Origin of the sequence: Francisella-like endosymbiont (assembly GCF_003069505.1) — a bacterium.
Lineage (GTDB): Bacteria > Pseudomonadota > Gammaproteobacteria > Francisellales > Francisellaceae > Francisella.
In genome coordinates, this window is the sequence record NZ_QAPC01000002.1 from 216,900 (window position 1) to 229,720 (window position 12,821).

Here is a 12,821-nt window from a genome sequence, read left to right on the forward strand (position 1 = left end):
CCGATAAAAAATATAAAATTGCTAATAGCGTAATTATTATAAATATATAGTGGCATACCTTGATTCTTGAAAAATACTACAATAAAGATATAGTTAACACTTTTACATCGATCACTTTATTTATAATATCTATTGTATCTGCAAATCTACTAATTAGACTTTTTCAACAAGCCTACTCGCAAGGATTAGGAATTGAGTCGATAATAAGTTTTATTATATTGACAATTCCAGAAAACGTAAGTTTGGTTGCTCCTATTGCGATATTTTTAGCTATTGTCATTTGTTTTGGTAAATACTTTGCTAATAATGAAATGTTTGTGACACTTGCTGGTGGTATTACATGGATGCAAATTGTTAAATTTACTCTAAAGCCCGTATTTGCATTAACCGTGATAACATTACTAACCGTGATGTATATAAACCCGCTTTCAAAACAAACTCTAGATATCTATCAGGCTTCGCTATCTGCCAAAGCTCTTTTATCATCGATAACTGATAAGAAAATAATTAAAACTCCGGATGGGAAAGTTATTTATATAGGTAATAAATCAGGAAATACCTTATCTAATGTTTTTTTATATCAGGATACTCCGCAAGATGGCGAATATAGAGTTATGACTTCGCCAACAGCAAAAATTGTCTCAGATGAAGCTGCTGCTTACATAGATTTTACAAATGTAAATATTTACACTAAAAACTCGAAAAATTCTGAATATAGTTATGATAATGCTAAAAAAACGATATATACTATATTTGATAATTCTGATCGTGATTACAATCATGATCGAGTAGATAGATTGTACATGCACACACTTATAGAAAATTTTGATGATAAAGATAACAGTACTGCATGTAAGGCAGAATTTTTTGGGCGTGTTAATAACTCAATAACAGTTATAGTATCTTCGCTATTAGCACTTGCTCTTTGTCGATTAAGACCAAGGCAAAATAAATATACTAAACTTCTACCAGCAGTAGTTGTATTGGCTATATACTTATGTGCAAATATGTTTATTAATACTCTTATGACAAATGGTAGTATACCCGTGTGGATAGGCTTTTGGCTACCTCACATCTTTTTTACAATTTTTGCTATTAGAACTATTAAAAAAGATAATGGATCTTCTAAGAAGGAAAAATAATGTTACTAAATCGCATCGATCGCTATATTTTTAAGACTGTATTTAGTAGCTTTCTAGTAGTTACTATAATTTTCTGTATTTTATTTTTTATCTTTACATACTTAGCCCAAGTAAGTAACAATAATGGTAATGCTAGTAATTTTGAGCTTATCATAAACACACTATTCGAACTTCCCGGAATATTATATACGCTACTACCTGCATGTGCGATGGTTGGTGCTCTTATGGGTTTAAGTCTGCTTGCAAATAATTCAGAGATAATTGTACTTAGATCCTTTGGTCGTTCTACAGCTCAAATTGCTAAAGGTGTAGTTTTAGTTGGCATAATTGGCTCTGTGACAACTATAGTTTTTGGTGGTTACATAGCTCCAATTTTACAGCGACAAGCAGATACCAATATGGTTACATATAATACTCATAACCTATGGCTGAAAACCCCTAATGGTTTTATGAATATTTCCAATATAGAGCCTACTAAAGGTAAAGCTTGTGGGATTAGAAAATTTATCTTACAAGATAATAAAATTAGAGAAATTCGTTATGCAGAAAGTGCAACTTATGTTAATGATGCTTCAGCTAATGTTTTTAATATAAGAAAAATCATCTTTCCTTCTAGAAATGGTCAAAAACACATTGATATAGTCACGACAATGACTAATGCTGTATGGTCAAACCCAATACCTATTTCAGTAGTTAAAGTTATCACCATAAACGATAATGATTATCTAAACTTCTCTCAACTTACTAGCTATATGCTTTCAGATAGCCAAGTAAAAGATTCTATATCTTTAAAGTTTTGGCAAGAAGTTTTTCAGCCATTAGCTTTGATGATACTAATTCTACTTGCAGTACCTCTTAGTATTGGTTCAACAAGGTCATCAACGCTGATACTTAAGCTTTTACTTGGAGCATTTTTTGGTTTTGCATTTTTTATCATAAACCAAATATTTGGTCCAATTGCACTAATTTTACACTTACCACCAATACTTGGCGCTGCAGGACCAATTGTTATAGCGCTAATATTGTTAATATATTTGTTTATAAAATCAAAAGAAACATAAAAATAATATGAGTATCGAAAAGTATTCTCTAAATAATAATTTAGATATCTATATAAAAAAAGATATACGAGCACCTGTAGTTTTAGCACAAATATGGTACAAAGTCGGCTCAACATATGAGCCTGAAAAACTTACTGGCATATCCCACATGCTTGAGCATATGATGTTTAAAGGTACCGATAAATATTCAAAAGATGACTTAAATAGCATAGTTGAAAATAATGGTGGCACTCAAAACGCATTCACAAGCTTTGACTACACTGCATACTACCAATTTTGGCATAAGAAAAATCTCGAATTAAGCTTATCTATAGAATCATCGCGAATGACTAATTTATTGTTTGATGAGAATGAGTTTATTCCTGAAAGAAAAGTCGTTTTAGAAGAAAGAAACTTGCGCGTAGAAGATAAAGCTTTTAGTTATGCTTTTGAGCAATTTATGCAGCTTGCGTATCAAAAAAACTCGCGCTGTGCTCCTGTTATCGGCTGGCGTGAGGATATTGAAAACTATAATCTTGATAATCTCAAAAAATGGTATCAACAAAATTATGCTCCAAATAACTCAAGTATTGTTTTAATTGGAGATATTAATACAGCTTCTGCATTATCAATGGCTAAGGATTATTTTGCTAATATCCCAAAATCTCAACTAGTAGCCACAAAAAAAGAGTCTAGCTTAATTAATATTGGTTATAGACACTTTAAAGTAAAAAAATCACCAAATGATACTGCTGCAATAATATTAGGATATATTACGCCCTCTTTAACGACAGATTATCAAGCTAATGATCCATTTGCTCTGCTAGTTCTTAATAATATTCTTGGTAATGCTGATGCATCAATATTGCAGCAACAACTAGTAAGAGAAGAAAATTTATGCTGTCATCTAGATAGTGAGTATTCACCCTTTATAAAAGGCGAAGAAATTTTTACAATTACAGCTATAGCGAATCACGGTCAAGAGCTAGATAGTATTCAAAACAAAATACAAAATATTATAACTAAACTTAGAAATAAAGGTATTACTACAGAGCAGCTAAATCGAGCAAAAGTAACTATCAAAGCCGATAAAGTATTTGCGATGGATTCTCTAGAAACCCAAGCACACCTAATAGGTTCTTTAGCTAGTATCAACCTTGATGTTGACTACTATAAATACCTTGAGAAACTTTATGATGTAACAGTTAGTGACGTTAATCGTGTACTTAATAAATATTTTGATAAACAAAATCTTGCATCTCTACATTTACTAAGGGATTAAAAAAACGATGATTGATAAATTTAATATTGATAATACACCCATATATTTTCAAGAATCGCACAACTTACCAATGTTAGATATTCAACTTAATTTCAGAGCTGGATCAGCTTTTGATGGTAGACTAAATGGTTTAGCTGATTTAGTCGTAGGTATGTTTGCAACAAAGACACAAAATTCAAGTGAGCAAGCGCTGATAAATAAAATTACCGATAACGGAATATCAATTCACGCTGAAACTACTAAAGAATTTTTTAATATCAAAATACGTCTTCTTAACGAGAGAAGCATTATTGACAATACTCTTAAGATATTAGAAGAGATTTTTACAATACCAAGTTTTGACTCTAATATTTTAGAAAGAGAAAGAATCCAAACGTTAACACATATTGATTATTTAAACCAACAACCTAATTACTTAGCATCGTTAGAATTCTCAAAAAATCTCTTTAGCAATAACCCCTATAGTTATCCTACTATTGGTTATAAAGAAACTATTAGTAATATACATACTAAAAATATCGAAGAATTCTTTAATAGATATATTTGTGCTAATAATGCAAATATTTGTCTTGTTGGTGCGATAAATCAGAATCAAGCAGAAAGTATCTCTAAGCAGCTAGTAAACTTTTTGGTAAAAGGCCAACAAAATACCCAAAAATTTTCTCAACAAACAAATGAATCATTAACCATAAAAAAAAGTTTCTCAAGTAAACAAACAGCAATTTTAATAGGACATCAACTACTTATAGATATTGAAGATCCATTGTATTTCCCATTAAAACTTGGTAATGAGATACTTGGTGGTGGTGATCTTAACTCTTTACTTTTTAATAAAGTCCGTGAAGAGCTTGGTTTAGTTTATAATATTTCTAGTATGGCAAACATTAATACAGATTATGGTAGCTTTGTAATATCTGCACAAACTAGTAATCCTTCTCTGGCTTTAACAACCATAAGAGATGTTTACAATGACTTTATCAGCACCACTATAGATAAAAAAACTTTAGTAAACTCTAAAAAACATATCAAAGGCACTCATTTACTTAGCTGTGTCAAAAATAGTTCTAAACTGAATATGCTCTCAGCTATAGCAAACAAGAATCTACCTTTAGATTTCTTTGACAGCTATGTTGATAATATCAGTAATGTCACGGCTGAAGAGATAAATCAAGCTTTCTTAGCAATCCAAACCAATAAAGTTATAACAGTAATGGTCGGAGATGTCGAATAAGTGAAAACAAATTCTATCCGTGTAATTTCTGGTAAATATAAAAATCGTAAGTTAAAGTTCCCAAATGTTAACGGTTTACGACCAACATCAGATCAACTCAAAGAAACGATCTTTAATTGGTTAAGCCTATTTATCCATGATAGTATTTGCATTGATGCTTTTGCTGGTAGCGGAAGTTTAGGAATAGAAAGTATCTCGCGTGGTGCTACTAAAGCAATATTTTATGACCTTAATTTTAAAGCACTACTACAAATTAAAGAAAATCTTAAAACTCTCGCTATAGAAAATTTTGAGATATATAAAACAGATAGTATCAAAGCTCTCACTAATCTAAATACCCTAAATTCACGCTTAATCATCTTTTTAGACCCACCTTTTAATAAAAATATTGTTCCACTAGCACTAAAATCAGTATTAGAAAATCCACATATCCCGAACCAAACATTAATATATATTGAGACTGAAAAAACAGCGGAATGTAGCCTTGAAGGATTTGATATTTTAAAAGAGAAAAACACTACAAATATTTCAGCAAAATTAATATCAAAAAATCATTTAAATTCTAAAAATAATCTCTAAAATATAGTCAACTTTGCTTGTTGGAAATAACTATGTATCACATTGGTATCACAGGACCTTTTATTTTTTCAGTTATGTTCCTCTTAGGCATAATTGCCGAGAGTATGACTGGTGTTATATCATCATCTCGTAGAAATATGGATGCCTTTGGGGTTGTTGCAATTGCCCTTATAACAGCTTTAGGTGGTGGTGTTGTTAGAGATGTTTTATTAGGTAATCTACCAGTAACTATTATACTTCATCCGCACTATATTGTGATATGCCTATTTTTCTCAACTATAGCTATTTTACCCAAAAATATATTAATAAGTTTTATAAGATATTTTTGATTCTTGACTCAATTGGTTTAATTGCTTTTGCATATATTGGTAGTAGTATAGCTTATTAAATTTGCACGCAAGTTTTTCATATGCAGTTCCTTAGTGTTATTATTGTTGGTATTGTTATAGCTATCCTTAATGGAGTTGCTGGTGGGATAATGCGTGATATGATCTGTAACGATATACCTGTTGCATTTAAAGCAGAATTATATGCATCTGTCGCAGCAATAGTTGGTGCAATGAATATTATTTTTATATATTTAGATATAAATTTATACATAAGTGCGATACTAATAATAGGAATTGGTTTAACAGTAAGGATTATATCAATAATTTATAAGTGGAAGTTACCGATTATCTAATAATATACAGCATGTATACTATAAATCATAGCCAATAAAATATTTAAAAGTTCCAAACACACTATGAAAATGAAATTCATTATCAGCTGATTTTTTTATCTCTCCTATTCCTGCTATATGATTACCAATATCTACTGATGAATATTTTTGGCAAAGTGAAAATATATTGTAAAATGTCTTTTTTCAGATTGTAATAGACCATTATAAAACTTTTGCAACTCCTCATCTAAAAATGGTGCAATTTTTGCAAATCTTCACAAGAATACGCTCAATATAAGCTCAGATTATCAAAGCATCTATAAAACGTCCTTTTTTATGTGTTCTAGTAGCTTTGATTAATTGGCTAGCATATATTGGAGCAGTTAGCTCTATATTGTATATCACTTTTTTTAGAATACGCATTACCTGTTCAAAATGGACTAATTCCTTCTCTAGCTATTTTTGACATCCTAGTAATCAAATCATACTTATCTGTATGTCTGTAAATATATGTCATTGCTGAAGATACGGCTTTCATTTCACAATGAGCATGATTTATGAGCATCAGCTCAATATCTCTAAAGCATTCTGTATCCATTGCTTAGGAGTTTCACATAATAGAAAATTTTCGATAATTGCAAAATCTGCATATTGTTGTTTTATCATACTTTATAAATTATTTTTTGCCGTAATTATAAAAAAATACTCGGATTATTCTATTTAAAATTTAACAGTAGAGTTATTTATAAACAACCAATAATCTTTATTTTTAAAACTATGGGTAATATAAATATTGCTCAAATAGCTATATTATCTATAGATCCTAAAAGATAAGAATACTTGGCAAAGTGTTGGATGCTGATGTTATTTCCTTAGCACCTAACCAAGAATATACCTCATAACTAGCAAAAGTTACTAATCAAAATGATTATTGTAATATCAACAGGTATGGGTAGGGACATTCGTAGCAACATGTATAGAAGAGCTGCCATGATCAGTGTTAAAAAATTCACCCACATTGGAAAATGTAGGCAATCCAAAAGAATATTAAAATTGGTGACTTAATCCTAAGTACAGCATCAGTAAGATTATATGGAACATCATATCATTACGCTCCATTTGAATAACTTGCAGTTGCAAGCTTTAAGCTTAATAATTCTCTATATCGCTCAGCTCAGGCACTTAATAAAAAAATCCACTGTGGCATAACTAGCTCATCTGACACTTTCTACCCTGGATAAGATAGAAAAGATAATTATAGTGGCTACATTAGAAGACATTTCATAAACTCTCTAGATGAATGGCGTAAGCTAAATGTACTAATTTTGAAATGAAATCATCAGCATTATTTACCGTATGTGCTACTTTTGGTCTAGAAGCAAGCTGTCTGTGCACGGTACTGCAAAAAGAATTACTTCTGAATATATCGATAAAAGTAAATATGATGAGGGTATGAGCAATATCATGATGATAACCAAATATTCTATTGAAAATAGTTTTTTTGTTTAGACAAAAGATATATAAAAGATTGTAACTTACTAAAAAGTTAAAAATGACACAAAAATAAGATCAGCAACTAATTGAACATGTAAAAGAAGCTTTTATGTAAAATAATGCATACGCACCATTTTCTGGCTTTAAAGTTGGCGTTGCATTACTTATGAAAGATGGTAATATAATTATAGTAGTGCAAATGTAGAAACTTCAATCCTGGGCTTATCTATTTTTGTAGAGAGAAATGTTATTATATTACTGAAATATTGCTAACTCTCTAGCTTCAATAATAGATAAGTCTTGATACTTACCAATAGTAAAACTATCAGGCCTACCATTAAGCTTAAACCTATATAGCCATGAGTGTATATTGAAAACAGGTACGTACTCTTAATGTACTCTACTATCAAGGATTAATAAGTCTAAATGATATTGTTTGATACAATGAACCTATCTCAAAACATTGTTATTAGTTTTGTGATATTGTATGAAACGGTATGAGAAATAAGTGTGGTGGGTTGTACAGGATTCGAACCTGTGGCCAACTGGTTAAAAGCCAGCTGCTCTACCACTGAGCTAACAACCCGCTACGAATGTTGGTAATTATACTTATCCTAATCTCAGTGTCAACACTTTTTGTTGTTTTTTTCGATTTAATTCTAAAATTTCTTAGGATGTTTAATTGTATGACCTTCCATCCTTTTTACTTGACATCGACATGAGAAACCTGTAGCAATAGCTGACCTTATATCACACTCTTGAATTTTATCTTTCCAGCTTAAATTATATATATGTTTTGACATATCTATATGCTTAGTTTCATGGCCAAAACTTCCAGACATTCCACAGCAACCAACTTTTGCAACTTTTGTTTTGACACCAAAATGTTTGAAAATCTTTTGCCACTGTAATATAGAAATAGCTGATAACGATTTTCAGTACAATGATTATAAAAGACTAAACTCTTTATCAAGCATACTTTGCATTATTGGTAAAGTATCTAATTTTGTAACTAGCCATTCTTGGATTAATTTAACTTTGAATCTTACTTGAGCTCCGCAAATTTTTTGGTACTCATCTCGATAAATTAAAGTCATCGCTGGATCAACACCAATCATTTCTATTTTTGTTGCAGCAATTTGGTTATATAGTTTTGTGGCTTTTAAAGCTTGTTTTTTAAAATATTTAAGAAATCCCTTAACATGTGCTGGTTTACCATTTACTTTAAATGGTGCAAAGTAAACTCTAAAGCCTAAAGCAGTTAAGAAATCATACAATGTCAAAACAATATGCGTGTCATACAACGATGTAAAGATATCTTGAACAATACAAACTGTTTTTTCTTCTGCTCTGGTGATAATTTTTTCATTTCTTCTAAATTAAACTTAGGAGCAGCTCTTTGTTTTAACTGTGCTCTTAAATTTAATGAGCTAATAAGTGGGGTATCTGCAAATCTTGCTGTATTAGCTAAACCAGCTCTGACGAATTGAATATTAAAAATATCATTAAAGATTTTTGGCATGTATAGATTAATTCTTAATACAGCTTCACTATATTTGACAAAATAGTCTAATCCTGGTCTTTTATACTTGGAATGATAGTGATATAAAAACTGCGATTTCATTGTTGGAATATCAACCTTTATAGGACAACCTGTAATACATGCCTTACAGCCAAGACATTTATCTAATGAGTCATAAACTTGATGAGAAAAATCATCTAGGAAGTCCTCCGGTTTATCAAAACCTGTATTAATAACTTCATCAACTGTTAAGTACCCTATTGCAGAAAGCTGATTTAGCCACTCACGTAACACCGCCGATCTTCCTTTTGGTGAGTATAACCAGTTCCTACTGGACTTAGCAGATGGGCATATGACCGTATCTAGATTATAGTTTAAGCATTGTGAATTACCGTTACAATTGTATGCTCCAGAGAATTGCTGACGCATTGACTTGGGAACTTGTTCATCAGTATAGACTCTAAATGGTCCATCTACTTTGACAAGCTTATCACTACTACCATTAGGAACCGTAATCTTACCTGGATTTAATTGATTGTATGGATCAAAAGCTTTTTTAATGTGTCCTAAAGATTCATATAGCTCAGCACCAAAGAAATCTTTGAGATATTCACTTCTATAGCCATGGCCATATTCACCACAAAGAAGACCACCATACTTCTTGACTAGTTCACTAACTTTTTTGGTTATTTGCTTGACTTTTTGTGAATCCTCTAGAGAGCTCATATCTAGCGCGGGTCGAACATGTAAACAACCAACATCTACATGGCCAAACATTCCATATTTGATATCATAGGAGTCTAATAACACTGTTAGTTCTTATATATTCAGCAAGTATCTCTGGAGCAACAGTTGTATCCTCTATAAAAGGAATTGGCTTACGCTCACCTTTCATCGCACCTAGTATGCTAACTTTTTTTACGTAATTCCCATAAATTATCCATATCTTCTTGACTTTCTGTAAGATGAAAGGTTATTTGCTTCTCTAATAATTGCTTCTCTAAACGCGATGTTCTGTTATCAAGATCATGCTGAGTATCTGCAATAAATTCAACAAAGTTTATAGCTGCTAGATTGATTGAACCATTCTTCTCAAACATATATTTTATCTTATGATAAACCTCATCACCTTTAGCAATTTCAACAATATTATTATCAATCGTCTCAATAGCCGAAGGTTCAAAAGATAGTAATTCTCTCGCTGCCTGTAATGCTAAATTAAATACCGTATGAGATTGCAAATAGCGCCTTGTATTGTGGTTTTTTAGTTAGTTTTAGCTTTAGTTCTGTGACAAAAGCAAGAGTTACTTCAGAACCTGAAACTAAATAACTAAGATTAACGGTCTCATCATTCTTATCATATGTTTTAGCTAAATTATATCCTGTTAGATAGCGACTTAACTTAGGAAATTTTTGTTGTATTAGTTCGTACTTATTAATTATCTGCTCAATAACTGTAGCATAAATATTTTTCTCAACATTACTTAGACTATCTTCATTAATGTCTTTTAAGCTAATTTTTTTGTCGTAAGTTTCTGACCATTTACTAAAGTACATTCAAGCTCTAAGATATGCACACTGGTACGACCATAAATTCTCGAACCTTTACCACAAGCATCAGTATTAACCATACCACCTAAAGTTGCTCGATTACTTGGAGAAAGATTAGGTGCAAAAAGTATTCCGAATCAGCTAAACTATTATTAAGCTGATCCAAAATAACTCCAGGCTCAACTTTAACAAACTCATTTTCAAAATCTATCTCGAGGATATTATTCATATAACGGCTCGTATCAACAATTATCCCAGCACATAATGAATGCCCTGCTGTACCTGTTCCACCACCACGAGGCGAGAATTTAACTTCGTGGTATTCTTGCTTACTTGCTAAAGCAAAAATTCTATTTACATCATCTTTACCATAGGGAAATACAACCAGATCGGGAACGACAAAATATACACTATTATCCATAGAAGAAGATATCCTTGAAGCATAGTCAGAATGAATATCACCCTCAAAACCCTTACTTCTTAGCTCTTCAGCAAAAGTATTAATCAATGCATTTAGAGTATTTGTTTTATTAAGTACAGGTAACTTATTCTTTTTCATAGAAAAAAAATATCCTAATAAATAAAGTGGACAAAAGCTATATAAATTATATAAGAAAAACAACTTTACATAAATAAGATTAGTAAATACTAAGATACAATAAACCCAAAAACACCGCAAAATCCTGTATTAAAGCAGACAAACTCTAAATATAAAGCTATAATTATGCTTGCGTATCAAAAAACAATTTCAAAGGTTAAAAGTTTTTGAGGATAATTATGAAAAAAACTACTCTTTTAGTAATTCTAGATGGCTGGGGTTATAGTGATAGTGACTATTTTAACGCTATCAAAAACGCAAACACTCCGACTTGGGATAGTATTTGGCAAGAATTTCCTAAAACACTTATTAATGCTTCTAGTTTAGAAGTAGGCTTACCTAAAGGTCAAATGGGCAACTCTGAGGTTGGTCATGTAAATATAGGTTGTGGTAGAGTAGTCTATCAAGAGTTAACAAAAATTGATAAATCTATCGAAGAAAAAACTTTTGGTGATAATAAAGCCATCTGTGTAGCTATTGACAATGTCATCAAAAATGACTCAAACCTACACCTAATCGGACTACTCTCACCAGGTGGTGTTCACTCGCATGAAGAGCATATTTTTGAGATGATAAAAATCGCCAAACAAAAAGGTATCAAAAGAGTATATTTACACGCATTTTTAGATGGTAGAGATACTCCACCACGCTCTGCAGAAAAATCAATTAAAAAAGCAGATAAATTATTACAAGATCTAAACCTAGGGTATATTGCTAGTGTTTGTGGTAGATATTATGCAATGGATAGAGATAATCGCTGGGATAGAGTAGAGAAAGCTTATAATGCTATTGTTAATGCTAATGCTGAGTTCATCTACGACTCAGCATTAGAAGCACTAGAGCAGTCATATGCTCGTGATCAATCTGATGAGTTTGTCATACCTACTTGTATCAAAAAAGGTGGATACCTTGTAAAAGTTAGAGATAATGATAGTGTTATCTTTATGAACTTTAGAGCAGATAGAGCCAGAGAAATTTCGCATGCTTTTATTGATGAAAACTTTGATCATTTTCCAAGAAAAAAACATTTTAATATAAACTTCACTACACTTACAGAATATGACTCTAAACTTAAATGTGCTATAGCATTTCCACCTGAGCAACCTGTAAATACTCTAGGTGAAGTATTAATGAAAAATCATAAGACTCAACTAAGAATAGCTGAAACTGAAAAATATCCACATGTAACATTCTTTTTTAATGGTGGTAGAGAAGAACAATTCGAAGGGGAAGATAGAATACTTATTCCATCACCAAAGGTGGCTACTTATGATTTACAGCCAGAAATGTCAGCTCCAAAAGTTACTGATAAGTTAGTTGCTGCTATTAACAGTGGTAAATATGACTGTATAGTATGTAACTATGCTAACTCGGATATGGTTGGTCATACAGGTAATTACGAAGCTGCTATGCAAGCAATTGAGTATCTTGATAAGTGTCTTGCTAGATTTAAAGATGCTATACTTGAGCATGATGGTAATATGTTTATCATAGCAGATCATGGTAATGCTGATATAATGGTTAATCCAGAAACACAAAAACCTCATACAGCTCATACTACAAACCTTGTGCCTTTTGTATATGTTGGACATAAAAAAGCTCAAGTTGCTTTAGAAAATGGTAAACTCTCTGATATTGCTCCAACTATACTTAATATCATGGGTATAGCCCAGCCTAAAGAAATGACTGGCAGAACTATTTTTAACTTTGAAAAATAAGGA

11 protein-coding genes, 1 tRNA gene and 5 pseudogenes are annotated in these 12,821 nt (G+C 31.4%); 9 read left to right on the plus strand and 8 right to left on the minus strand.

The window, feature by feature from the left end; genetic code table 11:
- The first annotated feature begins 59 nt into the window (after window positions 1–59).
- From lptF to C9379_RS05340, 6 genes and pseudogenes are all read left to right on the plus strand, one after another.
- Window positions 60–1,142, plus strand: coding sequence for an LPS export ABC transporter permease LptF (gene lptF / locus C9379_RS05315; protein ID WP_143384584.1), 1,083 nt, complete (start codon window positions 60–62; stop codon window positions 1,140–1,142).
- On the plus strand, window positions 1,142–2,203 hold the full coding sequence (gene lptG / locus C9379_RS05320; protein WP_143384583.1) for an LPS export ABC transporter permease LptG: 1,062 nt from the start codon (window positions 1,142–1,144) through the stop codon (window positions 2,201–2,203). The genes lptF and lptG overlap by 1 nt, the downstream gene beginning before the upstream one ends.
- A 7-nt stretch (window positions 2,204–2,210) precedes the next feature.
- Window positions 2,211–3,464, plus strand: a complete 1,254-nt coding sequence (locus tag C9379_RS05325) for a M16 family metallopeptidase (RefSeq protein WP_143384582.1) — start codon at window positions 2,211–2,213, stop codon at window positions 3,462–3,464.
- A gap of 7 nt (window positions 3,465–3,471) precedes the next feature.
- The gene (locus C9379_RS05330) at window positions 3,472–4,695 is read left to right on the plus strand and encodes a M16 family metallopeptidase (protein ID WP_343377540.1); all 1,224 of its coding nucleotides are present in this window, start codon (window positions 3,472–3,474) and stop codon (window positions 4,693–4,695) included.
- Complete coding sequence (gene rsmD, locus C9379_RS05335) at window positions 4,696–5,274, plus strand: 16S rRNA (guanine(966)-N(2))-methyltransferase RsmD (protein WP_143384580.1); 579 nt, start codon at window positions 4,696–4,698, stop codon at window positions 5,272–5,274.
- Window positions 5,275–5,306: 32 nt separating this feature from the next.
- Window positions 5,307–5,956, plus strand: a pseudogene (locus tag C9379_RS05340) (trimeric intracellular cation channel family protein).
- An 18-nt stretch (window positions 5,957–5,974) separates the two neighbouring features.
- On the opposite strand, the pseudogene miaE reads toward C9379_RS05340, so the two are convergent.
- A pseudogene (gene miaE / locus C9379_RS05345) lies at window positions 5,975–6,601 on the minus strand (tRNA isopentenyl-2-thiomethyl-A-37 hydroxylase MiaE).
- A gap of 111 nt (window positions 6,602–6,712) precedes the next feature.
- Here miaE and C9379_RS05350 point away from each other — a divergent pair.
- Both C9379_RS05350 and C9379_RS05355 read left to right on the plus strand, forming a co-directional pair.
- Window positions 6,713–7,444, plus strand: a pseudogene (locus tag C9379_RS05350) (phosphorylase family protein).
- A gap of 94 nt (window positions 7,445–7,538) precedes the next feature.
- Window positions 7,539–7,681 (plus strand): annotated as a pseudogene (locus C9379_RS05355) (cytidine deaminase); the annotation flags it as partial.
- Between the two features lie 259 nt (window positions 7,682–7,940).
- Here the strand turns inward: C9379_RS05355 and C9379_RS05360 are convergent.
- The 7 genes and pseudogenes from C9379_RS05360 to C9379_RS08865 form a co-directional block, all read right to left on the minus strand.
- Window positions 7,941–8,015: transfer RNA gene (locus C9379_RS05360), tRNA-Lys, on the minus strand.
- A gap of 73 nt (window positions 8,016–8,088) precedes the next feature.
- Entirely contained in the window at window positions 8,089–8,271 is a 183-nt protein-coding gene (locus C9379_RS08840; RefSeq protein ID WP_425536925.1) for a hypothetical protein, read from the minus strand.
- 105 nt (window positions 8,272–8,376) lie between these two features.
- On the minus strand, window positions 8,377–8,712 hold the full coding sequence (locus C9379_RS08845; protein ID WP_425536926.1) for a (Fe-S)-binding protein: 336 nt from the start codon (window positions 8,710–8,712) through the stop codon (window positions 8,377–8,379).
- On the minus strand, window positions 8,709–9,761 hold the full coding sequence (locus C9379_RS08850; protein ID WP_425536927.1) for an FAD-binding and (Fe-S)-binding domain-containing protein: 1,053 nt from the start codon (window positions 9,759–9,761) through the stop codon (window positions 8,709–8,711). Before C9379_RS08850 ends, C9379_RS08845 begins: the two co-directional genes overlap by 4 nt.
- 98 nt (window positions 9,762–9,859) lie before the next feature.
- Window positions 9,860–10,192 (minus strand): FAD-linked oxidase C-terminal domain-containing protein, encoded by a 333-nt coding sequence (locus C9379_RS08855; protein ID WP_425536928.1) that lies wholly within the window; start codon window positions 10,190–10,192, stop codon window positions 9,860–9,862.
- Entirely contained in the window at window positions 10,170–10,508 is a 339-nt protein-coding gene (locus tag C9379_RS08860; RefSeq protein ID WP_425536929.1) for a hypothetical protein, read from the minus strand. Before C9379_RS08860 ends, C9379_RS08855 begins: the two co-directional genes overlap by 23 nt.
- Window positions 10,460–11,061 (minus strand): annotated as a pseudogene (locus C9379_RS08865) (FAD-binding oxidoreductase). Before C9379_RS08865 ends, C9379_RS08860 begins: the two are co-directional and overlap by 49 nt.
- A gap of 218 nt (window positions 11,062–11,279) precedes the next feature.
- Between C9379_RS08865 and gpmI the strand changes: the two are divergent.
- Entirely contained in the window at window positions 11,280–12,818 is a 1,539-nt protein-coding gene (gene gpmI, locus C9379_RS05370) for a 2,3-bisphosphoglycerate-independent phosphoglycerate mutase (RefSeq protein ID WP_143384579.1), read from the plus strand.
- Window positions 12,819–12,821 lie beyond the last annotated feature (3 nt).